Genomic DNA, 25,991 nt, shown 5'->3' on the forward strand with positions numbered 1-25,991 from the left:
TTCAATCGAAGGGCCGAACACCGATCAGCCAGCCGTGCAGCCAGAACGCAAACAGCGCCCAAATAAGCAGACCTCCTGCCAGCGCTTTCGCGTCACCCTGCCACGTGCCCGCGGGATATGACGTCCCGGCGCGGCCATCACGGGCGCGACCGGCGACGAACGACGCCACGGCCCAGGCGCCAAAGCTGCCAAACAGGACGACATCGTGCAGCATGCCGGTGGCGAGCAAATGACCGACCGCCCAGACCGCCACGCCCAATGCCTGCGGATGGCCTAGCGTCGACTTGAAGTGATTGCCCGGCACCTTGGCCGCAGCGAACAGCACGAACGCGACCAGGGTGAACAGTCCGTTCGCATGCTTGGCGGTCAGTGCCGGCACGTAGAGCAAATGCGCCTCGCGCCGCGCGAACACGAAGCCCCAGACGATGAGCCCGAACCCGATCAGCGATACCGCCGTGTACATTCCCTTCCAACGTGCCGCGCCGATGCGCGCGATCGTGCGGGTGCGCCAGCCATCGGCGACGACGCGCACCGAATGCACGCCGAGAAAGAGGATGAGACCGAGTATCAGGATCGTCATGCTCACCTGCCGCCATATCGGTTCAAGAGTCGCTTACGCGCGGTTGTACCACCGATTCGTCACCGGGAATACCGCCGATTGCTACCAACTGTCCGAGGAGCCGCCACCCGCGGACTCGCCACCGCCACCACTGAAACTGTCGCTGCTGGAACTGGAGCCACTGTCGCTGCTGGAACTGCTGTTGGAACCGCTGCCATTGTCGAACGAGCTGGCGTCGCCGCCCGCCCGTGCATAGCTTCCGCCAAACTGCGGGCGGAGGATCAACCCAAGCAGAAAGCTGACGCATGCCGTGAAAAACGACGGCAGCGTCGTCCAGTCCATTGCCTGCATCCAGTACCACGCACCGGCGGCGCCTGCGCCGCCGGCAATGAGTCCGCCGGGCAGCGGCGGCAGAAAGAACAATAGCAAACGCAGAACGATCGACAGCAAAAGGACGACAAACACGATGAATAGCGGATTGCCGACGATGTCTTTGTTGTATCGGATATTCGATTTCGCCGGCTCATCTGCCGACGGCAACACTTCGCCGTCGATCAACTTGATAAGCGCTCCAGTCGCGTCGTGAATGCCGCCGTAGAAATCGCCTTCGCGGAATTTCGGTTTGACATAGTCGCGCAGGATTCGTGCGGTGGCCGCGTCCGGTATTGCACCTTCGAGGCCGCGCCCGACTTCGATGCGCATGCGATGGTCGTCTTTCGCCACGATCAGCAGTACGCCGTCGTCGACGCCTTTGCGGCCGAGCTTCCATTGGTCGAACACGCGGATCGCGTACTGCGCAATATCCTCGGGCTGCGTGCTTAAAACGAGAAGTATTGCAATCTGCGAGTTCTTGCGCTGTTGCAGCGCAGCCAGTTCGGAATCGAGCGTTTGCTTTTGCTGCGCATCCAAAGTCGCCGTTTGATCGGTGACGCGCTCGCTGAGTTGCGGAATCGGTCGTAACTCAGCCGTCACGGCAACCTGCGGCAACGCGACGGCGAGACAAAGAGCGAACAGGACCCAGCGCAACGGGATCACAGCAACACCGGGGCATCCGACAGTTCGTTCGAACGCGGCTTGCCATCAGCCGGAAAATGTCGGGCGAGAATGGCGCTGACCGCCTCGACGCCCTCGACCGCGCCACGTTGGTAATCGCGCGCTGCGAACCGTTCGCGCATGCGATCGCAGACCGCCTGCCATTCGGATTGTGCAACGCGCGCGGCGATGCCACGGTCCGCGACGATTTCGATGGCGCGCTCGGCGAGCAGCACGTAGATCAAAACACCGCTGTTGTGTTCCGTATCCCATACGCGCAGCTGCGCGAACACTTCCTGTGCGCGATCGCGCGGCGTGCGCTTGCGCGCGAGGTCGCGCAACGGCATCGCATGTTCGATCGCGAAGCAGACTTGTCCGACATGTAGCCGCTCGCCAGCGGCAATCGCCTGATGGATCGCGTCGAGCGCCGCACGCGGAAACTGCGCGCTGACACGCGTATGTGCCACGAGATGTCTGGTCCAACGCATATCGTTCTCCTACCAGCTGCCCGATGCCCCACCGCCACCCGAACTCCCGCCGCCGCCGCTGAAGCCGCCCCCGCCGCTCGAACTACTGCCCCCTCCGCCCCCGAGCAATATATCCAGCAGCAAACTGAAAATGAAACCGAGGAGATTCGAGAATAGCTCACCCCAGGTCATGCCGCCGATCCACTTCTGCGACGCGCCGTTCGGAGCGATCTTCCAACCGATCCAGGCGGTGATCATCGCAATGCCGGCGACGCCTGTCGGAGTGAACGCCGGCACCTCATTCGGCAATTCAACGCCTGCGCGCTTTGCCCACAGGTACAGCGCGGCGACGACCACCGGTCCGACGAGCAACCCGCTCGCGTGCCGCGCGCCGATCGGCACGATCCGGATTGGAAAGATGCCGAATATGACGCTCAACACCACCGCGACTGCTGCCCCCACTCCCGCGCCAATCAGCGCGATTGGGAAGATATAGAAAAGAATCGTGAGCCACAGTGGCGGCGCGCGCAGATCGTCCGAAGATGCCGGCCCGTCGAGCGGTGCCGGCAGGGATTCGCCGTCGATGAGAGTGGTCAGCACCGCAATAGCATCGTGCAGGCCGAGGTAGTAATCGCTGTCGCGGAACTTGGGCGTGATGTATTCGCGAATGATGCGCGCCGCGGCTGCGTCCGGGATGGCGCCTTCGAGTCCGCGGCCGACTTCGATACGCACGCGGTGATCGTCCTTGGCCACGATCAGCAACACACCGTCGTCGATGCCCTTGCGGCCGAGCTTCCACTGTTCGAACACGCGCGTCGCATACGGCGCGATGTCCTCGGGCTGCGTGGTCGGCACGATCAGCACGGCGATCTGCGCACCCTTGCGCTGTTCGAGCGCGACAAGTTCGGATTCGAGATCCTGCGTCTGTTGCGCGTTGAGCGTGTCCGTCGTGTCGGTGATGCGCGCGGCAAGCGGCGGAATCGCCTGCAGACCGTCCTGCGCGATCGCGCCTGTCAGCGTCAGCGCGAAGAAGAAGGCAACGGCGACCGACCGTGCAATCGCCCGGCAGAGTTTCCCTGCAAACGTGGGCGCCAATCGTCGCAGGCAACTACTCGGGGCAGTTGCGTCTGCGCCACGCATGATCACCAGCTCCCCGAGGCGCCGCCTCCTCCGAACGAACCGCCGCCGCCGCTGAAACCACCGCCTCCCCCGCCGCCTCCGAAACTGCCGCCGCCGAGGCCACCGCCCGACAAGCCACCCCAGCCGCCGCGATTGGCGAAGCCACCAACGCCGACGCCGAGCAGGCCAAGGACGAGACCGACGATACCGAGACCGATCGTCAGCGGCAGCACGCCGCCGGACAGCAGCCACGCGGTACCGCCGCCGACGAGGGCGGTGAGGCCGCCGCGCGGCGGCGCCGACAGGCCGCCGAACAGCGAGCGCGCAAACAGGATCGCGAACACGGCGAAGATGGCCGTATTGAACGGATCGCCGTTGCCGGACGAGGACTTGTGCTCATCGGTCAACGGCGACGGCAATGGCTCGCCCTGGATCAATTTGGTCAACGCATCGGTCGCGTCGTGGATACCGCCAAAGAAATCGCCACTGCGAAACTTTGGCGTGATGTATTCGCGGATGATGCGTGCGCCGGCGGCATCGGGAATCGCCCCTTCGAGGCCACGGCCGACTTCGATGCGCACGCGCCGGTCGTTCTTGGCGACGATCAGGATCACGCCGTCGTCGGTGCCCTTGCGCCCAAGCTTCCAGGCGTCGCCGACGCGGATGCCGTATTGCGCGATGTCCTCGGGCTGCGTCGTCGGCACGATGAGCACGCCGAGCTGCGAGCCCTTGCTCTGCTCGAGCGCAGTCAGTTCGCTTTCCAGTTGCTGCTGCTGTTGCGTGTCGAGCGTGCCGGTGAGATCGGTGACATGCGCCTTGAGCGGCGGAATCGGCTGCGGATCACCATCGGCTGCGCGCACCGCGGGGGCGAGCAGGCATAACAGGCACACAAAAACCAGGCACAGATCAACCCGGACGCCAGCGGAAGAGAAATCCGCTCGCATCCATGTCAATCCGTGTCCCCTGGTGCTTTTCACACCGCTGTGTTCAGTGCGCCGGTTGTGCGGGCGGTTGCGCCGGCTGCGCCGCAGGCTTGTTGAAGTCGACGGTCGGCGCGGTCGAAATCGCCTTCTCGTTGTCGACGGTGAAGTTGGCCTTGGCCTTGTAGCCGAACATCATCGCGGTGAGGTTCTGCGGGAAGCTGCGGGCGAAGGTGTTGTAGTCCTGGATCGCCGTGATGTAGCGGTTGCGCGCGACGGCAATCCGGTTCTCGGTGCCTTCGAGCTGCGCCTGCAGATTCTGGAACAGGCCGTCGGCCTTGAGGTTCGGATAGTTCTCCGACACGGCCATCAGCCGTGACAGCGCGCTGGAGAGCTCGCCCTGTGCCTGCTGGAACGCCTTCATCTTGTTCTCGTCGGTGAGATCATCGGCGTTGAGCGTGATCTTGCCGACGCTGGCGCGCGCGTTGGTCACCGCCTCGAGCGTGGACTGCTCGTGCTCGGCGTAGCCCTTGACCGTATTGACCAGGTTCGGCACGAGGTCGGCGCGACGCTGGTACTGGTTGATCACCTCGGACCAGGCAGCCTTGACGGCTTCGTCCTTGGACTGGAAGGCGTTGTAGCCGCAGCCGGACAGGACGAACGCGGCGATCAACAGCAATGCGATGCGTTGCAGGTGCATGGTCTTACCCCTCCGATGGATGGCAACCGGAGCATCATACCGAATACGCCCGCCGGCAGCGCAAGCGGCGCCGCCGCATGGCGGCGGATCAGGCCGGCGGATTCTGCTTCTTGGCCGCGAGCAGGTTGAGCACTTCCACGATGGCCGAGAACGCCATCGACCCGTAGATATAGGCACGCGGGATGTGCACGTCGAGACATTCGCCGACGAGCACGATGCCGATCAGCACGATGAACGCCAGCGCGAGCATGCGGATCGCCGGGTTGTTGTCGATGAATTCGCCGACCGGATTGGACGCGAACAACATCACCGCCACGGCCAGCACGATTGCGCCGACCATGACCGGGATGTTGCGCACCATGCCGACCGCGGTGATCACCGAATCGATCGAGAACACGATGTCGATGATCGCGATCTGGGCGATGACCCAGGCGAAGCTCGCCGCCGCCGTGTTGGCAACGGTCTCGGTGTGCTTGCCGCGGATCGCATCGACGATCTCCATGATGCCCTTGACGATGAGGAAGACACCGCCGCCACCGAGGATGAGGTCGCGCACCGAGATGACCTTGCCGAACAGGCTGAACAGCGGCATGTGCTTGTCGTCCATGCGCGCGAAATGGGCGAGCGTGACGAGCAGGGCGATGCGCGTGAGGCAGGCGAAGGCGAGTCCGACTTTGCGCGCGAGCGCGCGCTGCTCGGCCGGAAGGCGGCTGACCGCGATCGAGATGAAGACGAGGTTGTCGACACCGAGCACGATTTCCAGCGTCGACAAGGTGAACAGGGCAATCCAGAGTTCAGCGTCCAATCTCGTTCAGCCTCGTTCGGAAAACGGCGAGCACCACATTTAGGTCGTGGCGTGCTGCCAGAGGATCAAGCCCCAGCACAAAGCCACGTTCAGCATGAGCAGGAACACCGCGGCCGAACCCATGTCCTTGGCGCGACCGGCGAGCTCGTGGAATTCGGGCGTCGTTTTATCGACTACTGCCTCGATCGCGGAGTTCAAAATCTCCGCGGCGAGGACGAGTATCAGGCAGCCCACAAGCATCGCTTTCTCGACCGCGCCGCGGCCGATCCAGAGACCGAGCGGAAACAATACGATCGACAGATAGACCTCGAGGCGGAACGAGGCCTCGAACGTCCAGCTCGCGTGCAGCCCCTTCATCGACCAGATGAAGGCCTTGTAGATTTGCTTCGGGCCACGCGGCTCGGTACTCGGCATCGTCCCTCCCCTGTCGACGACGGCGCGTCAGACGCCGGTCGTCACCGCGGTGTCGGCGGCGTGCAGGTGCGTGCGTCCGCGCCAGGCGATGTCCAAGTCCTTCGCTGCCTTGACGTCGTCGAGGCGACGCACCGGCTGCGTGATCGGCGCGTCCTTCATCTTCTGCGGATCGCTCGCGGCGAGCTTGATCAAGTCGCCCATCACCTCGACGAATTCGTCGAGCGTCTCTTTGGCCTCGGTCTCGGTCGGCTCGATCAGCAGACACTCGGGAATCAGCAGCGGAAAGTAGTTCGTCGGCGCATGGATGTTGCGATCGAGCAGGCTCTTGGAGAAATCGAGCGCGGTCACGCCGCTGTCCTTCTTCTGCTTCGACACGGTGACGATGAACTCGTGGCTCGCACGACGCTTCGGATAGGCGAGGTCGAAACCCTTCTCAGCGAGGCGCTTGGCGAGGTAGTTCGCGTTGAGCGTCGCGTACTCGGCCACGCGCGGCATGCCTTCGCGGCCGAGCAGGCGCGCGTAGACGTAGGCGCGCAGCAGCACGCCCGCGTTGCCGGCGAAACTGGTCAGGCGGCCGATCGAGAGCGGACGGTCCTTCTTGCGGATCCAGCCGTAGCTGCCGTCGGCGCGTTTCTCGATCATCGGAATCGGCAGGAACGGCTTGAGGCGCTCGGACACGCCGACCGCACCCGCACCCGGACCACCGCCGCCGTGCGGCGTCGAGAAGGTCTTGTGCAGGTTCATGTGGATCGCATCGAAGCCCATGTCGCCCGGACGCACCTTGCCGAGGATCGCGTTGAGGTTCGCGCCGTCGTAGTACAGCAGACCGCCCGCTTCGTGCACGAGCTTGGCTATCTCGACGATGCGGCGCTCGAACACGCCGATCGTCGACGGATTGGTCAGCATGATGCCGGCCGTTTTCGGACCCAGCACTTTCTTCAAGGCTTCGACGTCAATATCGCCATCGGCCTGCGTCGGAATCTCGCGCACCGTACAGCCGCACATCGTCGCCGTCGCCGGGTTGGTGCCGTGCGCCGCGTCGGGCACGATGATCTCGGTGCGCTCGAGGTCGCCGCGATGCTTGTGGTAGGCCATGATCATCGCCACGCCGGCGAACTCGCCCTGCGCGCCGGCCATCGGCGCGAGCGAGACACCGCCCTTCATGCCGGTGACGTCGGCGAGGATTTCCTGCAGCTCGTACATGCAGGCGAGGAAGCCCTGCGACTTCGACTCCGGCGCGTACGGATGACGCGCGAGGAAGCCGTCGAGCATCGCCAGCGAATTGCACGCGCGCGGGTTGTACTTCATCGTGCACGAGCCGAGCGGATAGAACTGCGTGTCGATCGAGAAATTCTTGCGCGACAGATTCGTGTAATGACGCACGACCTGCAGTTCGGAGACTTCGGGCAGGCCGATCGGCGTCTTGCGGCGGAACTGGTCGGGAAGATCGGCCGGAGTGGAAGTTTTGGCCGGAATTTGCGCAGCCGCGGCGCGGCCGGGTTGCGACAGTTCGAAGATCAGCATGAGTTCGGGAAGCGGGATTTAACGAAGGTATCGTATGATGCCATAACGTGACGTGCGGCGCCCTTGCCGATGCGGAGATTGCAGCACAAATCCCCTTGCGCAAGAGAAATTTTCCACATCGTCAAGCCAAACTAATTCTACTTACCCAACTCGCATCGCCATGCCCGAATTTCTCCGTATTGTCCTGCTCGGCATCATCGAAGGCATCACCGAATTCCTGCCAATCTCCTCCACCGGCCACCTGCTCGTCGCCGAACACTGGCTCGGCGAGCGCAGCGAGATGTTCAACGTCGTCATCCAGGCCGGCGCGATCCTCGCCGTCGTGCTGATCTACCGCCAGCGTCTCTGGCAGCTCGCGACGAATTTCCACCAGCGCGAAAACCGTGATTACGCGCTGAAGCTGATCGTCGCGTTTCTGATCACCGGCGTGCTCGGCTTCGCCATGACCAAGCTCGGTTTCAAGCTCAAGGACGACATCACTCCGATCGCCTGGGCTTTCATCATCGGCGGCCTGTGGATGATCGCGGCCGAACATTTCGCCGCGAAGCTGCGCGACTCGGCGACGATCACCTGGAGGGTGGCGATTCTTGTCGGCCTGGCCCAGGTCGTCGCCGCAATTTTCCCCGGTACCTCGCGTTCCGGCGCGACGATCTTCATCGCCATGCTCGCCGGTGCGAGCAACCGCGCGGCGGCGACCGAGTTCGCCTTCCTCGTCGGCATTCCGACCATGTTCGCCGCGTCGGGCTACGAATTGCTCAAGGCGATGAAGGCAGGCGAAGGCCACGAGGACTGGGGCGCGCTCGCACTCGGCTTCATCGTCTCGATGGTCGTCGCGTTCATCGCAGTGAAATGGCTGCTTGGCTTCATCCGCACGCACCGCTTCACGCCGTTTGCACTGTATCGAATAGTCCTCGGCGTGTTGCTGCTGTTTCTAATGCCGTCGGGTGCATGAACCCGTCGTCTCGCTTTGACTGGAGCATTCTCACCAAGGACATGCAGGACTGACCAGCAAAAGCCAAAGCCAGCGGGTAACGAGCGAAGGCACACACCCTGTTAGCGGATGTAACCAATTGCAAAAATCCACCCAATCGGCGTGACAGCGCGCGCTGCCGCGGTATAGTGCGGCCATGAGCGACGCCAAAATCCTGCTCGCCGACGACGACGAGGAACTGAGCCAGCTGCTCAGCGACTTCCTTGTGCGCGAAGGCTTCCATGTCGATGTCGCCGAGGACGGCAACTCGGCCCTGCGCACCCTCGCCGAAGGCGACTACGATGCGATGATCCTCGACGTGATGCTGCCGCAGAAATCGGGCATCGACGTGCTGCGCGAATTGCGCCGGGCATCGCAATTGCCGGTGCTGATGCTGACCGCGCTCGGCGAAGACATCGACCGCATCCTCGGCCTCGAACTCGGCGCCGACGACTATGTGCCCAAACCGTGCAATCCACGCGAGATTGCTGCGCGCCTGCGCGCGATCCTGCGCCGTACGCGCGGCGAGGCCGATGCGACGCATCTGGGCGATCTCAGCCTCGGCCCGGTCAAGCTCGCCGCGGCTGCGCGCACGGTCAGCGTGCGCGGCGAGTCGATCGCACTGACCGGTACCGAGTTCAACATCCTCGCCATGCTGATGCGCGAGGCCGGCCGCGTGGTCGGCAAGGATGCGATCGCACAGGCAGTGCTCGGTCGCACCCTGCGTCCGTTCGACCGCAGCATCGACGTGCACATTTCCAAGCTGCGGCGCAAACTCGGCCCGGCGGCCGACGGCGATTCGCTGATCCACACGATCCAGCGCGGCGGTTATTTGTTCCGCATCGTCGAGGGGTGATTCATATGACGCATGATCGGGCATCCTGCCGCGACATGCGCGCGAACGGACGCGGCAAAGCCGTGCCGATGCGAACGATACGCCGACGCATCCCTGTGTCCGCCACGGCCTGACATGCGTCGTCTGTTCTGGCGCATCTTCGCCCTGTTCTGGACCGGCACCGTGGTCCTGATCCTCGCGATCGCCTGGAGCACCTCGTACACGTTCGAAAACGAGGAGATCCCTGGCCTCGGCATCACCCGCATGGAGTCGGTGCTCAACGATCAACTGCGCGGCGCGAGCCGCGCGCTGCACGCCGGCGGCGTCGAGGCGCTGCGCCAGGTCCAGCGCGGCGCGAACGATCGCGGCATCACCCTGTACGTGCTCGATGCGAACAACAAGGACATCCTTGGCAACACGGTCGCGCCCGGCATCGCGGAAGAAGTCGCCAGTGCGGTCGCGGACGAACAGGGTCTGCATTCGCGGCGCACCCGCATCCGCTCCATTTCGCTGGACGACGGGCAACGCTACACCGCAGTCGCCGCGTATCTGCATTCCACTATGCTGCGCATGCTCTACCGACGCCCGACCTATTTCTGGGACCAGGTCGTCATCGCCAGCATCATCAGCGCGATTTTTTCGCTGATCCTCGCCGCCTACGTCGCCACGCCGCTGTCGCGCATCCGCGCCGGCGCACGGCGCGTCGCCGGCGGCGATCTCGACGCCAGGGTCGGCAAGCTCAAATTCGGGCGCAGCGCGGAGATGCTCGCGCTTGCGAGCGAGTTCGACAGCATGGCCGCACGCCTGAAGGAGCTCGTCGAGGGCCAGCGCCGGCTGATCCGCGACGTCTCGCACGAGATGCGCTCGCCGCTCGCGCGCCAGCGCGTCGCGCTGGAACTCGCGCGCGCGCAGGTGCCGGCCGGCGATGCCAAGCTCCAGCTCGACCGCATCGAACGCGAGTCCGAGCGGCTCGAGGAGATGATCGCGCAGGCGATCCAGCTCTCGCGCATGGAAATGACCACACCCTCGAAGGCCGAGCCGCTTGCGCTCGACACCTTGGTCGCCGATATCGTCGCCGACGCCGCGTTCGAGGCACAGGCGCGTCAGTGTTCGCTGCTGATCCAGCAGAGCACGCCGCTGCAGGTGCAGGCCGAGGCTGACCTGCTTGGCAGTGCGATCGAGAACATCATGCGCAACGCGGTCAACTACACCCGCCCCGACTCGACCATACGCATTCGTCTGGATCGCATCGAGCGCGAGGCGCGCCTGCGCGTCGCCGACTCCGGCCCGGGCGTCGCCGAGGCCGATTTGTCGCGCATCTTCGAACCTTACTACCGCACCGACGACGCGCGCGCGCGCAAGAGCGGCGGCTCGGGACTGGGCCTGGCGATCGCCAAGCGCGCGGTCGAGCGCCAGGGCGGCCGCATCCGCGCCAGCAACGCCGACGGCGGCGGGCTGGAGATAGAGATTGTCCTGCCACTGGCCTAACCCGGCCCTGTGCGGCGGCAAAAATATGTGACCGGGGATTGATCCTCTGCGGCGATTTGGCGCTATGCTGAATTTGCCGTGTACCTCAATCTGCCCTCTTCACCGTGAAGCCCGCGCTACAACTCCGACTGCATCAGCAGCTTTCGCTGACCCCGCAATTGCAACAGGCGATCAAACTGTTGCAGATGTCCAGCGTCGAGCTTGAGATCGAGCTGCGCCAGGTGCTTGAATCCAATCCGTTGCTCGAGTTGAGCGAGGCCGGAAACGACGACGATACGGAAAGCGCCGAGGACTACGAGTTCGACGGCGAAGCCGCTGCCGCCGAATCCGTCGAAGCCGAGCGCGAGGCCAGCGACGAAGGCGCAGATTCCAGCGCCACGGACGAAACGCGCGAGGTCGACGATTTCGAACTTGCTGGCGACTTCGAGGACGACGGCAACGACTACGGCAGCCCGAAGCCGGTCGACGAGGATGGCGTCGAGAAGCAGGACCCCGAGCCGGAAGACCTGCGCGACCATTTGCTCTGGCAGCTCAATCTCACTTCGCTGTCGCTGCGCGACCGCGCGATCGGCACCACGATCATCGAGGCGATCGACGAGGACGGCTATCTGCACGAGGACGCCGAATCGCTGTGCGCTTCGCTGACCGGCCTGCCGTCGATCAACGGCCACGCCGCATCGTTCGCGGAAATCGAAGCGATGCGCCACCGCATCCAGCATTTCGATCCGATCGGCGTCGCCAGCCGTACCCTCGGCGAATGCCTGCGTGTCCAGCTCGACGCGTTCGAACCGGGCACGCCGGGTCTGCAGGCCGCGCGCGAAGTCGTCGCCAGCCATCTGGAAACGCTCGCGCGCAACGATCGCGAGCGTCTGGCCAAGCTCCTGCGCACCGATGCCGCGACGATCGATGCCGCCATCGCCCTGGTCCGCTCGCTCGATCCTAAGCCAGGCGCGCAATTCAGTGCGACCACGCCCGAATTCGTCGCGCCCGACGCCTACGCACGACGTCAGGCCGGCCGCTGGGTCGTGGCCCTGAGTCCGCACTGCCAGCCGCGCCTATCGATCAACCGCCATTACTCCGGCCTGATCGCGCGCGCCCAGCGCGACGATGCGCAATACCTGCGCGGCCAGCTGCAAGAGGCACGTTGGCTGATCAAGAGCCTGAACACGCGCGCGGAAACGATGCTCAAGGTCGCCAGCGCGATCGTACGCGCGCAAAGCGCCTTCCTCGACTTCGGCCCCGAAGCCATGCGTCCGCTCGTGCTGCGCGACATCGCCGACGAGATCGGCATGCACGAATCGACCGTTTCGCGCATGACCACGCGCAAATATCTGCATACGCCGCGCGGCACGTTCGAATTCAAATTCTTCTTCTCCTCCGGCGTCGGCACGGTCGACGGCGGCGCGGCCTCCTCGACCGCGATCCAGGCGATGATCAAGAAGCTGATCGACGAAGAAACCCCGCGCAAACCCTTGTCGGACCAGGCCTTGACCGCCGAGCTGAACAAGCGCGGCATCGAGGTCGCCCGGCGTACCGTGGCTAAGTACCGCGAGGGTATGAATATTCCTTCATCTTCTGAGCGCGGCCGCTTGTGCTTGGCGGCCTCTGCGCTATGATCGAAACCGCATCCATTCAAAGACAGGAGGCACGGAACCAACGACTAGAGCATCGGTCTGAATTTCTGTCCGCCTCGTCGGGCGGACCTCGTGAAACTTCAATACCAGAGGAATTCGTCATGCAGATCACTGTCAGTGGGCATCAAATCATCGTCACCCCCGCCCTGCGCGATTACGCCGAAAGCAAGCTCGGACGCATCGTCCGACATTTCGAGCACCTGCATGATGCCGCTGTGGTCCTCTCCGTCGAAAAGCTGTTCCACAAAGCCGAAGCCACCGTGCACTGCGCGATGAACAAGACCATCCACGCCGACGCCACCGGTGCTGACCTCTATGCCGCGATCGACGGCCTCGCCGACAAGCTCGATCGCCAGGTGAAGAAGCACAAGGAAAAGATCCAGAACCACCATCGCGAAGTCGTGCGCGAGGCGCGCTACGCCAGCTGATTAGGTGGTTGCCATCGCGCAGGGATGCGCGACGCGCGATTCATCTCGCGTGAGAGCTTCCGGCTTTGATTACTCTGGCTCGTCATGCCGGCAGGGAGTGCCGGCATCCAGACTGCAGGGACGCCGTGGTCTATCCCTTTAACTCCCTGATGACGCGTCCCTTCGCCTTTCCGCGCGCATCCCGCGCGCGGGTCACTTTTTCTTCTCCAGCGAAGAAAAAGTAACCAAAAAGACGCCGCCCCGGATGCCGCGCCGCCTACGGCGGTTCGCGAGGTCAGGCCAGGGTTCGTTGAACGCACATCCGTGTGCGTGCAACGAACTCGCGCGCATCGTGCGCGCGACTCTGCGAGCATCTCCGTCCTGCCCTCGCCGCGGCAAACGGGGACCCGAAGATCAAGAGCAACAGCACCCCTTCCGCCTTCGGGCACCTTCCCCCGCGCTGCGTGCAGGGGAAGGAAAAGCTTTTGCTTTCCGCTTTTGCCTTACGATCTTGATCTTCCTCCCCCTTCACCGCACCGAGCATCGCTGGTGCCGGCGGGGGAAAGGCGCGCATGTCCGAGCGCAGGGATGCGCGAGTTCGCGCCGGCCTGCCGGCGCCGAGAAGCGCAGGGCACCACGCGCGCAACGCGCGCGTGGTGCGGTGTCGGGGGCGTGTCTCTTTGCTTACTTTCTCTGCACGAGCAGAGAAAGTAAGACGCTCGTCCGCAGGACGAGTGGAAGCTCTTGATCTAAAAACGATCAAAGGCAAAAGCTGGATTGCAAACTGCATCCGTAGTTTGCCCTTCGGGCCATTCGCTGCGCGAATGTTCACTTCGGCATCCTGCTTGCGCAGTCCGGCTTTCAATGGAATGACGCGTGGGATCAACGCCGCAGAGACAAGCGGAAACACACACCGCGCAACGAAACTGGCAAAATGACCCCAGCGCAGCCAACATCCAAGTCATGGAACGCTTAACCGCCCGCGAACTGTTCGACAAGGTGTCCGAACGCCTGGCCCTGCGCTGGGTCGCAGGCGAAGCCGGCGAGAAGCGTGCGATCGCCCCGGCGGAGAAGCAGGCGCGACGCCCCTCGTTGGCCGGCTATCTCAACATCATCTATCCGAACAAGATCCAGATCATCGGCACCGAGGAGCTGAACTGGCTCAACGGTCTCGACACGCGCGAGCGCTGGGAGGCGGTCGAACGCATCATCGCCTTCCAGCCGACCGCACTGATCGTGACCAAGGACCAGGATGTGCCCGCCGACGTGCTCACCGCGGCGAACGAGAGCAACACGCCGATCTGGCACAGTCCCAAGCGCGGCCACGAACTGCTGACCTACCTGCAGTACCACCTCACGCGCCTGCTCGCGCGTCGCGTGACCCTGCACGGCGTGCTCATGGAGGTCTACTCGATCGGCGTGCTGATCACCGGCGAATCGGGTTCGGGCAAGAGCGAACTCGCACTCGAACTGATCACGCGCGGCCATCGCCTCGTCGCCGACGATGCGCCCGAATTCACCCAGATCGCGCCCGACGTGATCGATGGCTCCTGCCCGGAGATCCTGCAGGACCTGCTCGAAGTGCGCGGCCTCGGCATCCTCAACGTGCGCGAGATGTTCGGCCAGACCGCGGTCAAGCCGTCGAAGTATCTGCGCTTGATCGTCCACCTCGCCACGACGAAGAAGATCGACAACGACGAAACCGGCCTCGGTCGCATCTACGGCGACAACAGCTATCGCGAGATCCTCGACACCAAAGTGCCGCAGACTACGATCCCGGTCGCCGCCGGCCGCAACCTCGCCGTGCTCGTCGAAGCTGCCGTGCGCAACCACATGCTCAAGACCAAGGGCATCGACCCGGCGCAGACCTTTCTCGACCGCCAGGCACATCAGATGCTGCGCCAGTCGCCGTGGTGATCGCGCCCGGCAAAACCTATTGCGCTCGCCAGCTCGCACGCCGGCGGTGCTCATGTACAGTAATAAGTACACTCCGCTTCCTGCGCTCCGGCGTCGCGCAACCTGGCTTCGCTCGCTACGGTTTTGCCGGGCGCGATAGGGTATATCTGCAATGACTTCATCCGACGACAGGAAAAATGAAAAAACGCAGCATGCCGCATCGCGCCTCGTCGTGATCAGCGGCATGTCGGGCGCGGGCAAGACGATTGCGCTGCGCGCGCTCGAGGACCTCGACTATTACTGCGTCGACAATCTGCCCGCGGCGCTGATGCCGGCATTTGTCGCCGCGGCGACCGCGGGTGCGGCCGGCCCGCACCCGCGCCTGGCGGTCGGCATCGACGTGCGCAACAGCAGCGAGGACCTGCAGCGCGTGCCGACCATCCTCGCCGAGCTCGCGCAGCAAGGCATCGAGCACGAGCTGATTTTCCTCGATGCGCGCGACGAAGTGCTGTTCAAGCGCTATTCCGACACGCGCCGTCGCCACCCGCTGACCGGCGACGGCCTGTCGTTGAACGAGGCGATCGCGCTCGAACGCAAGCGCTTGAAGCCCGTCTCGGTCATCGCCAATCGCGTGATCGACACGAGCGAACTCAACGTGCACCAGTTGCGCCGGCTCATGGCGACCGAGCTCGGCATGGTCGGCGGCGAGCTGTCGTTGCTGTTCGAGTCGTTCGCCTACAAGCGCGGCGTGCCGGCCGACGCGGACTTCGTCTTCGACGCACGTTGCCTGCCGAACCCACACTGGGACGCACGCGTGCGCCCGCTCTCCGGCCGCGACCCCGCGGTGCGCGAGTGGCTCGAAGCGAAGCCCGAAGTCATGCAGTATCTGGGCGAAGTCTCCACCTTCCTCGACACCTGGCTGCCGCGTTTCGAGGCGGAGAACCGCTCCTACGTGACGATCTGTATCGGCTGCACCGGCGGCCGCCACCGCTCGGTCTACCTTGCAGAAAAACTCGCCGAACACTTTCGCGCAACGCGCGAACAGGTGCTCACCTTCCATCGGGAGCTCGAATGAAGGCGGTCGGCATACTCCTGCTCACTCACGAAAGCATGGGCGACGCGCTGATCGAAACCTCGCGCCACCTGCTCGGCAAGATCAGCCTCAAGGTCGACGCGCTGGCGATTCCGCCCGGCGCCGACATCGACTTCGCGATGGAGGCCACCGCCGCGCGCATCCGCGCGCTCGATTCGGGCGCCGGCGTACTCGTCCTGACCGACGTCTTCGGCGCGACGCCGAGCAACGTACTCGACCGCATCGCGCCGACCGGCGTGGCGACCAAACGCGTCTCCGGCCTCAATCTGCCGATGCTGTTGCGCGTGCTAAATTATCCCGAGCAGTCGCTCGCCGACCTCGCCCAGACCGCGGAACAGGGCGGCCGGGCGGGCATCCGGATCGACTGAGCACGCAAGGACCAGGGATGCTCGAACGCGAAATCACGATCAGCAACAAGCTCGGCCTGCATGCGCGCGCCTCGGCCAAGCTCGTGCAACTACTGCAAGGCTACAAGTCCAATGCGTTCCTGGTTTTCAAGGGCCGCGAGGTCAACGCAAAAAGCATCATGGGCGTGATGATGCTCGCCGCCGGCGTCGGCAACCCGATCACGCTGCGCACCGACGGCGCCGACGAAGAGACGGCAATGGACGCAATGGTCGACCTGTTCAACCGCAAGTTCGACGAGGGCGCGTGATCCGATGAGCGGCCGCCTTGTCCTCGTTGGAACCCCTGCCGTGCGAGGCATGGCGCTGGGCCGCGCGCGCCTGGTCCAGCCGAGCCAGATCAGCGTCGACGAGCGCCCGCTGCCGGCCGCGGAAGTCGAAGCCGAAGTCGCCAAGCTCGCGTCGGCGCTCGCCGCGGCGCGCTCCGAACTTGCGGTACTGCGCGACAAGCTGCACGGAGCGCTGTCGCACGAGGTCGGCGAATTCATCGACGCGCACAGCATGATCCTCGACGATCCCGAACTCGTCGACGGCCTCTACGACCTGATCCGTACGGCGCGCCTGCGCGCGAGCGCGGCGCTCAAGGTGCAACGCGACCGCCTCGTTGCGGCGTTCGACGCGATCGACGATCCCTACCTGCGCAGCCGGCGCGAGGACGTCGACCACGTCATCGGCCGCGTGCAGGGCGAGCTGACGCGCGACAAGACGCCGGCCGAGCGCCAGATCGCCGCCCGCGTCGGCACCATCCTGGTCAGCGACACCGTGGCGCCGGCCGAGTTGGCGCAGATGCGCGAGACCGGCGTGCTCGCGCTGGTCACGACCGCGGGTAGCCCGCTCTCGCACAGCGCGATCCTCGCGCGCTCGATGCGCATGCCGATGCTGGTCGGCGTCCACGATGCGCTCAAGGAAATCTCCGACGATGACCTGATCCTCGTCGACGGTCGCAGCGGCCAGGTCGTGGTCCACCCGACCGCGCAGGACCTCGCCGTCTATCGCCACTACCAGCGCGAACAGGCGCGCAGCGTGGATGAGCTCTCGCGCCTGCGTGGCGCGCGCACGTTGACCCGCGACGAGGTCGAAATTCGCCTCTACGCGAACGCCGAACAGCCCGTGGACATCGCCCAGGCACACGCGATCGGCGTCAGCGGCGTCGGCCTCTACCGCACCGAGTTCCTGTTCCTGCAGCGCGGCGACGCGCCGGGCGAGGAAGAGCAGTTCAACGCCTACCGCGAACTCGTGCTCGGCATGGGCGGCCTGCCGGTGACGATACGCACGCTCGATCTCGGTGCCGACAAGGCCGATTCGTCAGGCATCGCCCTGACCGACGAAGACAATCCCGCGCTCGGCGTGCGTGGCGTGCGTCTGTCGATGCGGCGCCCGCACCTGTTCGCGACCCAGTTGCGCGCGATCCTGCGCGCGAGCCGCTACGGCCCGGTGCGCATTCTCGTGCCGATGGTGACGACGGCCGAAGAGGTCGTGGCCACGCGCGCACTCGCCGCGCAATGTGCACGCGAGCTGCGTACCGAGGGTCACGAGATCGCCGACCACTACGAGTTCGGCGCGATGATCGAGGTGCCCGCGGCGGCGATCGCGCTGTCCACGCTGCTGCGCCATCTCGATTTCGTTTCGATCGGCACCAACGACCTGACCCAGTACATCCTCGCCGCCGATCGCGGCAACGATGCACTCGGGCCGCTGCACGACCCGCTGCATCCGGCCATGCTCAAGCTGCTCGCGCAGGTCATCGCGACCGGTCAGCGCGCCAAGAAATCGGTTGCGCTCTGCGGCGAAATGGCTGGCGACACACGCTACACGGCGATGCTGCTCGCACTTGGCCTCACCGAATTCTCCATGCATCCATCGTCACTGCTCGAAGTACGCCAGGCGATCGCGCGCAGCGAGCACGCGAAGCTGCGCCATGCTGGCAAGGCCCTGTTGCGCGCGCAGTCGCGTGCCGGCATCGAACGCGTACTCGAAACCCTGCAGCACTGAGCCCGCATCGAGCCCATCATCGCGATTCCGTTCTTTCCACCGCATCCATGTCCAGCCAGATCAATCCGGACGTACTCGCCAGACAGGATGAGCTCGCCGCGCGCTTCCGCCCGCGCGATCCGTTCCGTCACGTCGTCATCGAGAATTTTTTTCGCGACGAGTATGCGCACCAGATCCTTGCCCAGTTCCCGCCGTTCGAACGCGGCAATGCGCGTAACGAAGCGGGTGAATTCGGCAACAAGTCGACCGTTGAAAAAATTCGCGGCCTCGGCGCGGCCTACGCCGCACTCGACGATCTCGTGCAGTCGCGTGAATTCCTCGACCTGATCGGGCGCATCACCGGCATCGACGACCTGCTCTACGACCCCTGGTACTTCGGCGGCGGCACGCACGAAAACCGCAATGGTCAGGACCTCGATGCGCATGTCGACTTCAACCGCCATCCGGCCAACCGCTGGCACCGTCGCCTCAATCTCATCGTCTATCTCAATCACGAATGGGACGATGCGTATGGCGGATCGCTGCAGCTGCATAGCGATCCGCGCAGCGCCGACGACCGCATCATCACGATCACCCCGAAGTTCAACCGCGCGGTGATCTTCGAGACCACCGAGACGAGCTGGCACGGCTTCCCGCGCATCGCGCTGCCGACCGACAAGCAAGCGCTGACGCGCAAGTCAGTGGCGCTGTACTTCTATACGAAGGACCGCCCCGTCGAGGAGACCGCGGGCACACATTCGACGATCTATGTCGACGCACCGCTGCCCGCGCGCATCCAGGCCGGACACACGCTCGAGGAAGCCGACGTCGACGAACTGCGCGCCCTCATCGAGCGCCGCGACCAGCACAACCAGCGTCTCTACCGCGATCTTGCCGCGATGACTGCGCGCTTCGAGCAGGTCCAGGCAGCACTGTACGCTGGTCGGCTCGGACGGCTGCGTCACGTCGCGAGCATAGCGCTGCGGCGCTTCCGCGGCGGCTGACGGTCCGATCGCGCCGCGGCTCGACGCCATGATCCGCCCCTTCCTGCGCCGCCACGTTGTTCCGCTCGCCCGGTACTTGCCGCAGACGCTGCAGGAACCGCTGCGTGAGGTGTGGCGCGCGTTCGCGCCACGCTCGGTCGCACATACAGGCCGCATCGATGATGCGGCGTATCTCGCCCACGTCGAAAACGAGAAGGCGCGCTTCGATGCACAGGCCGAAGTGCACGACCTGCCTGCGATCGCGCACTACTGGTCGAACAAGTATCTTCGCCCCAAGCTCGAGACGTTCGGTTTCTCCGATCCAGAGCAGTTCTTCGCCAATACGCTAGAGCAGGCCGCGCGCGAAGTTCGCGCTCGGCGCGCACGCTTCGTCAGTATCGGCGCCGGCAATTGCGATGCCGAAGTGCGCATCGCCCAGCGACTGCGCGAACGCGGCATCGCCGATTTCACCATCGAATGTCTGGAACTCAATCATTCGATGCGCGAACGCGGTGCAGCACTCGCGCGCGAGGCGGACCTATCCGCGCACGTGCTGCCGACCGAAGGCGACTTCAACCGCTGGCAGCCGCAAGGCCAATACGACGCGGTCATCGCCAACCAGAGCCTGCATCACGTCGTCAATCTCGAAGGCCTGTTCTGCACGATCGCGAACGCGATATCCGAACGCGGCGTCTTCGTCACCTCGGACATCATCGGTCGCAACGGCCATCAGCGCTGGCCCGAAGCGCTCGCCATCGTGCGCGATTTCTGGCGCGATCTGCCCATCGACTATCGCTACAACCTGCAGCTGCAGCGCCGCGAGAAGACGTTCCGCGACTGGGACTGCTCGCGCGAAAGCTTCGAAGGCATACGCGCACAGGACATCCTGCCGCTGCTGATCGAACGCTTCGATTTCGATTTATTCCTCGCCCATTCGAACCTGATCGACCCGTTCATCGACCGCAGCTTCGGCCCGCATTTCGACGCCGATTCGCCGACCGACCGCGCTTTTATCGATCGCGTGCAGGCGCGCGACGAGGCCGAAATCCTCGCCGGCAACATCACGCCGACGCACATGCTGGCGGTCCTGCGGCGCAAGGACGGCCGCGGTGACGGCGGTAACGCGACCCGGACGTGGAGGCATCTGACCCCCGCTTTCTGCCTGCGCCGAAGTCCCTGACTCAGATCTTCTCGCGAATGACGAATTGCGGCTTCTTGTTGATCTTCAAATAAGCTCGCCCCAGATATTCACCGAGCAGGCCGAGGCAGAATGTCTGGATGCCGCCGACGAAAAGTATCGTAACGATCAGCGAAGCCCAGCCGGAAGCGAGATCCGGATGCGAGAGTTTGCGCAGGATGATGGCAATGCCGACGATCACGCTCAGCGCGGTGATTGAGAGCCCCAACACCGTGGCGAAGCGCAACGGCACGACCGAGAAGCTCGTCGCCATCTTGAGCCATAGCGACAGCGAACGACGTAGGTTGTAGTTGCCCTCGCCGACTAAGCGCGCCTGATGCTCGATCGTGAGTACATCGATGTTGCGCGTGACATCGAGAATCAGGCCGTCGACATACGCATACGGGCCATCGTATTTCACGATTTCATCTGCCACGCGCCTGTGCATGGCCTTGAATGAGGACAAGTAAAGTCCCGCGGGCTTGTTCAACAGCACTGTTGCAACGCGGTCGTTGAACCAGCTGCCGATCTTCTTCCATGCCGCGTGTTGCCGGTTCGCATAGCGTGTGTAGCAAACGTCGTAACCCGAACGGATCGAACCCACCAGATTCGAAATCGCCTGCGGCGGATGCTGCAGGTCGTCGTCCATCACAATCACGACCTCTCCGCGCACCTGGCCCAGGCCGGCCATCGTCGCGTTGTGCTGGCCAACGTTCTTGGACAGGCAAATACCTCTGACGAACGCGTGCTGGGCGGCGAGCTGCCTGATCACCTCCCAGCTTCCATCTGGGCTCACATCATTGACCAGGATCAGTTCGTAGCGTAGGCCGCTGTCCGCCATGGCTTCCTGCACCTTGGCCACGAGGTGCGGCAGGATCGTCTCGCTGCGATAGACCGGCACGACGATGGAAACCGAAACATCGAGCGGGGGCGCGTCATTCATAATATTTGGCCACGGTTTTTGATAAGTACGCATCGTCAAAAACGATGCCGCAGCGGCGGATCGACGCCGAGATGCGCGAAGTGTCGATCGCGTATTCGCCGCCCTTTTCGACGGCATCGTAGATCGCGCGATGCCGGGTCACGCGTTCCAGCGTGGCCACGATCTCGTCCATGCTGGAGTTGCGCGGATTGGCGATGTTGATCGTCTCGTTGCAGGCACCTTCGTTGTCGATCAGATCCACCGCGATCCGGCCTACGTCGTGCGCGTCGATGATGTTGCGCGAGGCGTGACGCCAAAGCGCGAAGCGCTCGGATCGTGTTATCCGGGCGTACAGATAATTGAGTATCGTGTGCGGATTCGGCGTGCGCCCCGCCACTTGTGGAAGCCGCAACACGAGATGACCGCTATGCTGCCTGACCATTTCCTCGAGAGCGAACTTGTGTTGCGCGTAGGCACCCGACTTCGACCACGGATCCTCGACGCTGCAGGTGCTGAAATACACGAACAGCCGGCCCTGCGCCACGTCCGCAAGATGCCGTTCCAGCCTGAGGCGATCACGCTCGAATTCGCGTGGATCGGTGCACGAGGAATTCGACACACCCGCTGCGTAGAAGCACACCCGCGCGTGCGTCGCCTCGTACGAGGCAAACGTGGTCGCGATCAGTCCCGAGCCCACTATCATGGCGTTCGCGATATTGTCACAGTAGAGAAAAACATCACTGCACGCGCCTGAAGACGAAGAATTTCTGCAGGAAATAGGATAGCAACACGGTAGTCGGAGTCGACAGCATGCCCGCTAGATACGCGTCCAGCCCACAACCCATCAACAGCCAGATCAGGCCGAGGTTGAAGACGTACAGGATCGCCCAGACGACGAAATACGGCAGTAGTTTCCACGGATTGCGGTTGTCGAAGACGAAGCGGCTCTGCGTGGTGAAGTTGATCAGGATGCCGACGACGAGCGAGGCGAGACTGGCCAGCGGCACGGCCAGTCCGATCCAGAGAAACGCCCAGTAGACCAGAATGTTGAAGCTGGTGTTGGCGCCGCCGACGAGCACGAAGCGCACAAACTGCGGGCGCAGCAGCGGCGCGATGCGGCGCGCCCAGAAGCTCTCCGTTGCGGTCACTTAGGCTTTCCGCCGATAGACCAGGTGCAGTTCGTGGAACACGAACCAGTCGCCGACCGAAGCCTTGTCGATCGGGAAATAGTCGGCGCGCTCGAGCGCGTAGCCTTCGCAGTAATCGAGGCCGTTGTCGCGCACCCATTCGCGCGTGACGAAGGTCCGGTGCGTCGCATCGGAGGCATAGCCCTTGGCCCCGGGCACGATGGCGACGATCGTGGTCACGCCAAGGCGCGCGCAGGCGCGCCAGAGCTTGCGCATCACTGCGGGCGTGTCGTCGAAATGTTCGAGCACATGCGAGATCGTGAATGAGCGATAGCGCCCGGCTTCGAGCTGGCTCAGCGAGAAGTCGTCACTGTAGGCATCGTACAGGCGCGCATCGAGTCCTTCGCAGCGCAGCGCCTCGACCAGGTGCGGATTCACCTCGAGACCGACCGAGCCGGCCGGCAGACGCGAAAGCAGCTGGCCCGCGCCACAGCCAAAGTCGATCGTCGGCCCCGCCTCGATTTCGCCGAGCACGTGATCGAGATAGAACTTCTTGATCAGCCGCCGCAGCGGATGACGACTGCGCCGCAGCTGTTCCGCCGCATAGGCCGAACCGAATTCGGGTATTTCACTTGCCACTGCATTCCTCGTTTCGTGTCGGGCCAGGGCTGGGTTCGCCGCATCAACGAAGCAACCAACGATAGATCCACTGCCGCGCACGCGCATTGACCCAGCCCATCGCGACGCCTCGGGCGAGATCGCCGCGACCGACGCGGTAGTCCGGCATGGCCGCGTACTTTCTCGCGAAATCGCGAAATTCCTGATATTGGCGCGAACCGATTGCCACGCTCCAGGAACCGCCAGAAATGCGGAACGCCGACAATGTCTCCGCCAGATAATACGCATCACCGCATTGCAACGCACGAAACCAGTAGTCGAGATCGACCATGTAGCCGTAGGTCGCATCGAACGGCCCGAGACGCGCGACGAGTTCGCGTCGCAGCAGCACGTTGCCGGGCTCGCCGATGAGATTCGTACCGCGACGCACGCAGGCACGAATCAGCGCATGCGCGTCGATGCGTCTGGCTTCATGGCCAAAGGCAGCACGACGCATGATCTTGCGGCCGGACGCGTTAACCACGTCGCGCGCACCGAACACTAGGGCGAGGCGCTGCTGCGCATCCTGCTCGAACACGGCTACCTGGCGCGCGAGGCAATCGGCTTCGAGCAGATCGTCCTGCGGCATCAATTTGAAATACTTGCCGCGCGCCTCGTCGCGGCAACGGTTCCAATTGCCCTGCGGACCGAGGTTGCGCGCGTTGCGCAGATAGCGCAGACGCGGATCGGCATAGCTCGCGACGATTTCCGCTGTGGCATCGCTTGAATTGTCGTCGATGACGACCAACTCGAAATCCGTGTGCGTCTGCGCCAGCACCGAGTCGATCGCCGCGCGCAGATGCGCCGCACCGTTGTAGGCGGGCATGCAAACGGAAACGGAAGGAGCAGGTGCGGACATGGATGAAGCGAAGCCGGAATGAACTCGAAAGGGGCGCAATCATACCCGATCGCCCTTGGCCGCCGGGCCGATCGCGGCAGACGAACCCGATTCGGATTGGGTTAGACTACGCGACCGTTCGTACCGCAAGAGACCATGGCAATCAACAGCTTGCCCAATTCGCCGGCGCACCGATCGCTGCCGCCGCTCGCGTCGCTGTCCGCCATTGCAAACCGTTATCTGCTGACTTCCTGGTTTGTCGGCTGGTCGATCTTCTTCGCCTGGACCTCGATCTGCGCGATCATAAATTTCAGCCTGCGCCAGCCGTTTTCGGACGAGTTCGTCAACTATCAAACGTTTCTTAATCTGCCGTTTCCGGCCAACGTGTTGCAGCCGGGCAATGGCCACCGTCCGATCTTTCCCAACCTCATCATCGAAGCGGAGAACCGCTGGTTCGCCGCCGACCACTCGCTGCAATTCGTGTTCGGCCTGTTCTGCGCCGTGCTGACAGCGCTCGCCGTCGCGCTGTGCGCCTGGCGCGAACGCCAACTGACACCCGCAGCGCGCGCGGCTTGCATCATGCTCGGCACGCTCGGCGTGCTCGGCCTCGTCAACGGGCGCATGCTGTTCCACAGCTACGAATCGTTGCATGTCTACCTGCTCACGCTGTCGGTCGCGATCGCCGGCATCGCCACGTTCGAGGCCTGGCGGCGGCAGCAATGGCGCTGGCTATTGGCGGCCTGTACCGCGTGCACGGTCGCGATGTTCTGCTTCGGCTCCGGCGTCGCCAGCTTTCCCGCCGTGATCGTCCTCGCTTTCGCGCTGCGCCTGCCGGCGCGCTGGTATGCGATTCCGGCGGCCGTCCTGGCGTTTTGCCTTTTCTTGTACCTGATCGCGCTGCCCGGCGACCAGAGCGTGCGCAACGTGCTCACGTTCCGCCCGCTCGACAGCCTTCTCGTCGCCGCCGACTGGATCTCCTCGCCGTGGGTGCGGCTCTGGCTGGGCCATGCGCCGCCGGCGCTCGACGATTCGTTCACCAATGCGATGCCGTACGCGCGCTTCGGCAAGCAGGTCGTCGCCAGCGCAACCTGGCTGCAAAGTGCAAGCGGCCTGTCATGGCGCATGCTCTCACGCCTGGTCGGCTTCGCCGGCATCGGCCTGTTCCTGCTGCTGCTCGGCCGCTTCACTTTCGTGCGCGATGCGAAGCCGACGCGTCTGCAGGCGCTGGCGCTCATGTTCGGTCTGTTCGCACTCGCCACCGCCACGGTGATCAGCCTTGGTCGGCTCGACTACTTCGTCAAATATCCCGAACAGGTCTGGGCGGACCGCTACGTCGTTTGGCCCAACCTGTTCTGGTGCGGGCTTGCTATCCTGCTCATAGTCGAAGCGCAGCGCCTGCGCTGGAGGACGCTCACCCTAGCCGGTTCGGCATTCCTGATCCTGCTGCCGCTCGTCGCGCTGCCGACCCAACACACGTACGCCGGCTGGGCGAGCATCGTCTATCGCCATTCGCAACAGGCGGCAGCGATCGTGCGCAGCGGCCTGTTCGAGATCGGGCTCTTTCCCGATGGTGCCGATGCTAGCGCCGGCGACGTGCAGCGCAGCCTCGCGCTGTTCAAGCAAAGGCATCTTGCCATGTTCGCCGATCCCTCGTTCGAGGAGATCGATAGCATCTGGAACAGACCAATCGAAGCTTCCGATCATTTCAAAGGCGAAGCGCATGTCTATAACGCGTTGGACGATTCGTCGACCGGCATGCATGCCGCCCATTTCGAAGGCAAGATCAACGCCGGCGCCGCCGAAGTTCAACGAGAAGGGCAGCTTGCCGTGCTCGATGAAAGCAACCGCATCGTCGGACTCGCCGAGTTCAGCTACATCGTGCGCGACAGTGCGCTGCTATTCGACACGCCGCGCAAAACCGGCTTCGATGGGTACATTCGCAACTATCGCAGCGACGGGCGCTACCGGCTCGTGATCCTTTTGTACAGTCAACGGAATGCAGCTGTGCTTGGCGACATCGCCCCCGTCTCTCTGCCGAAGTAATGAATC

General features: G+C 63.9%; 27 protein-coding genes. 13 read left to right on the plus strand and 14 right to left on the minus strand.

Annotated features, from left to right (window positions below; all coding sequences use genetic code 11):
- Nucleotide 1: 1 nt before the first annotated feature.
- From F455_RS0116330 to gcvPB, 9 genes are all read right to left on the minus strand, one after another.
- A complete protein-coding gene (locus F455_RS0116330; RefSeq protein WP_018974391.1) occupies nt 2-580 on the minus strand; it encodes an NnrU family protein in 579 nt (192 codons plus the stop codon).
- 81 nt (nt 581-661) lie between these two features.
- Nucleotides 662-1,531: a TPM domain-containing protein gene (locus F455_RS22665; RefSeq protein ID WP_083919006.1), complete on the minus strand. Its 870-nt coding sequence runs from the start codon at nt 1,529-1,531 to the stop codon at nt 662-664.
- Between the two features lie 59 nt (nt 1,532-1,590).
- A complete protein-coding gene (locus tag F455_RS0116340; RefSeq protein WP_018974393.1) occupies nt 1,591-2,079 on the minus strand; it encodes a TPM domain-containing protein in 489 nt (162 codons plus the stop codon).
- Nucleotides 2,080-2,088: 9 nt separating this feature from the next.
- A complete protein-coding gene (locus F455_RS0116345) occupies nt 2,089-3,153 on the minus strand; it encodes a TPM domain-containing protein (RefSeq protein WP_018974394.1) in 1,065 nt (354 codons plus the stop codon).
- 47 nt (nt 3,154-3,200) lie between these two features.
- Nucleotides 3,201-4,121, minus strand: coding sequence for a TPM domain-containing protein (locus F455_RS0116350; protein WP_051084220.1), 921 nt, complete (start codon nt 4,119-4,121; stop codon nt 3,201-3,203).
- A 43-nt stretch (nt 4,122-4,164) separates the two neighbouring features.
- Entirely contained in the window at nt 4,165-4,797 is a 633-nt protein-coding gene (locus F455_RS0116355; RefSeq protein ID WP_018974396.1) for a LemA family protein, read from the minus strand.
- Between the two features lie 88 nt (nt 4,798-4,885).
- Nucleotides 4,886-5,602 carry a TerC family protein gene (locus F455_RS0116360; protein ID WP_018974397.1) on the minus strand — a complete coding sequence of 239 codons (717 nt, stop codon included), beginning with the start codon at nt 5,600-5,602 and terminating at the stop codon, nt 4,886-4,888.
- Nucleotides 5,603-5,641: 39 nt separating this feature from the next.
- Nucleotides 5,642-6,016: a diacylglycerol kinase gene (locus F455_RS0116365; RefSeq protein WP_018974398.1), complete on the minus strand. Its 375-nt coding sequence runs from the start codon at nt 6,014-6,016 to the stop codon at nt 5,642-5,644.
- 27 nt (nt 6,017-6,043) lie between these two features.
- Complete coding sequence (gcvPB, locus tag F455_RS0116370) at nt 6,044-7,540, minus strand: aminomethyl-transferring glycine dehydrogenase subunit GcvPB (protein ID WP_018974399.1); 1,497 nt, start codon at nt 7,538-7,540, stop codon at nt 6,044-6,046.
- A gap of 160 nt (nt 7,541-7,700) precedes the next feature.
- Between gcvPB and F455_RS0116375 the strand changes: the two genes are divergently transcribed.
- The 12 genes from F455_RS0116375 to F455_RS0116430 all read left to right on the plus strand — a co-directional run bounded on the left by F455_RS0116375 (nt 7,701) and on the right by F455_RS0116430 (nt 20,401).
- Nucleotides 7,701-8,492: an undecaprenyl-diphosphate phosphatase gene (locus F455_RS0116375; RefSeq protein ID WP_018974400.1), complete on the plus strand. Its 792-nt coding sequence runs from the start codon at nt 7,701-7,703 to the stop codon at nt 8,490-8,492.
- 175 nt (nt 8,493-8,667) lie between these two features.
- Nucleotides 8,668-9,366: a response regulator transcription factor gene (locus F455_RS0116380; protein WP_018974401.1), complete on the plus strand. Its 699-nt coding sequence runs from the start codon at nt 8,668-8,670 to the stop codon at nt 9,364-9,366.
- Between the two features lie 114 nt (nt 9,367-9,480).
- Entirely contained in the window at nt 9,481-10,833 is a 1,353-nt protein-coding gene (locus tag F455_RS21195; RefSeq protein WP_018974402.1) for a sensor histidine kinase, read from the plus strand.
- A 104-nt stretch (nt 10,834-10,937) separates the two neighbouring features.
- Nucleotides 10,938-12,449: an RNA polymerase factor sigma-54 gene (locus tag F455_RS0116390; RefSeq protein WP_018974403.1), complete on the plus strand. Its 1,512-nt coding sequence runs from the start codon at nt 10,938-10,940 to the stop codon at nt 12,447-12,449.
- A 119-nt stretch (nt 12,450-12,568) separates the two neighbouring features.
- Nucleotides 12,569-12,895, plus strand: a complete 327-nt coding sequence (gene hpf, locus F455_RS0116395; protein WP_018974404.1) for a ribosome hibernation-promoting factor, HPF/YfiA family — start codon at nt 12,569-12,571, stop codon at nt 12,893-12,895.
- Between the two features lie 942 nt (nt 12,896-13,837).
- A complete protein-coding gene (hprK, locus tag F455_RS0116400; RefSeq protein ID WP_018974405.1) occupies nt 13,838-14,791 on the plus strand; it encodes an HPr(Ser) kinase/phosphatase in 954 nt (317 codons plus the stop codon).
- A gap of 151 nt (nt 14,792-14,942) precedes the next feature.
- Nucleotides 14,943-15,845: an RNase adapter RapZ gene (rapZ, locus tag F455_RS0116405; RefSeq protein WP_018974406.1), complete on the plus strand. Its 903-nt coding sequence runs from the start codon at nt 14,943-14,945 to the stop codon at nt 15,843-15,845.
- Entirely contained in the window at nt 15,842-16,231 is a 390-nt protein-coding gene (locus tag F455_RS0116410) for a PTS sugar transporter subunit IIA (RefSeq protein WP_018974407.1), read from the plus strand. Before rapZ ends, F455_RS0116410 begins: the two co-directional genes overlap by 4 nt.
- A gap of 17 nt (nt 16,232-16,248) precedes the next feature.
- Nucleotides 16,249-16,518 (plus strand): HPr family phosphocarrier protein, encoded by a 270-nt coding sequence (locus F455_RS0116415; protein ID WP_018974408.1) that lies wholly within the window; start codon nt 16,249-16,251, stop codon nt 16,516-16,518.
- A 4-nt stretch (nt 16,519-16,522) separates the two neighbouring features.
- Nucleotides 16,523-18,259 (plus strand): phosphoenolpyruvate--protein phosphotransferase, encoded by a 1,737-nt coding sequence (gene ptsP / locus F455_RS0116420; protein ID WP_026293469.1) that lies wholly within the window; start codon nt 16,523-16,525, stop codon nt 18,257-18,259.
- A gap of 47 nt (nt 18,260-18,306) precedes the next feature.
- Nucleotides 18,307-19,242 (plus strand): 2OG-Fe(II) oxygenase, encoded by a 936-nt coding sequence (locus F455_RS0116425; protein ID WP_018974410.1) that lies wholly within the window; start codon nt 18,307-18,309, stop codon nt 19,240-19,242.
- A 28-nt stretch (nt 19,243-19,270) separates the two neighbouring features.
- Nucleotides 19,271-20,401, plus strand: a complete 1,131-nt coding sequence (locus F455_RS0116430) for a class I SAM-dependent methyltransferase (protein WP_018974411.1) — start codon at nt 19,271-19,273, stop codon at nt 20,399-20,401.
- Between the two features lies 1 nt (nt 20,402).
- Here F455_RS0116430 and F455_RS0116435 read toward each other — a convergent pair whose 3' ends face one another.
- From F455_RS0116435 to F455_RS21200, 5 genes are read right to left on the minus strand one after another with little or no spacing between them, the layout of a single operon-like run.
- Nucleotides 20,403-21,341: a glycosyltransferase family 2 protein gene (locus F455_RS0116435; protein ID WP_018974412.1), complete on the minus strand. Its 939-nt coding sequence runs from the start codon at nt 21,339-21,341 to the stop codon at nt 20,403-20,405.
- Nucleotides 21,334-22,023: an NAD-dependent epimerase/dehydratase family protein gene (locus tag F455_RS0116440; protein WP_026293470.1), complete on the minus strand. Its 690-nt coding sequence runs from the start codon at nt 22,021-22,023 to the stop codon at nt 21,334-21,336. Before F455_RS0116440 ends, F455_RS0116435 begins: the two co-directional genes overlap by 8 nt.
- 34 nt (nt 22,024-22,057) lie before the next feature.
- Nucleotides 22,058-22,468, minus strand: a complete 411-nt coding sequence (locus tag F455_RS0116445; RefSeq protein WP_018974414.1) for a GtrA family protein — start codon at nt 22,466-22,468, stop codon at nt 22,058-22,060.
- Nucleotides 22,469-23,086, minus strand: coding sequence for a class I SAM-dependent methyltransferase (locus F455_RS0116450; RefSeq protein ID WP_018974415.1), 618 nt, complete (start codon nt 23,084-23,086; stop codon nt 22,469-22,471).
- Nucleotides 23,087-23,129: 43 nt separating this feature from the next.
- Nucleotides 23,130-23,963: a glycosyltransferase family 2 protein gene (locus tag F455_RS21200; protein ID WP_083918994.1), complete on the minus strand. Its 834-nt coding sequence runs from the start codon at nt 23,961-23,963 to the stop codon at nt 23,130-23,132.
- 135 nt (nt 23,964-24,098) lie between these two features.
- On the opposite strand from F455_RS21200, the gene F455_RS0116460 reads away from it, so the two are divergent.
- On the plus strand, nt 24,099-25,985 hold the full coding sequence (locus F455_RS0116460) for a hypothetical protein (RefSeq protein ID WP_018974417.1): 1,887 nt from the start codon (nt 24,099-24,101) through the stop codon (nt 25,983-25,985).
- Nucleotides 25,986-25,991 lie beyond the last annotated feature (6 nt).

The sequence above is a fragment of the Rudaea cellulosilytica DSM 22992 genome (assembly GCF_000378125.1).
GTDB lineage: Bacteria > Pseudomonadota > Gammaproteobacteria > Xanthomonadales > Rhodanobacteraceae > Rudaea > Rudaea cellulosilytica.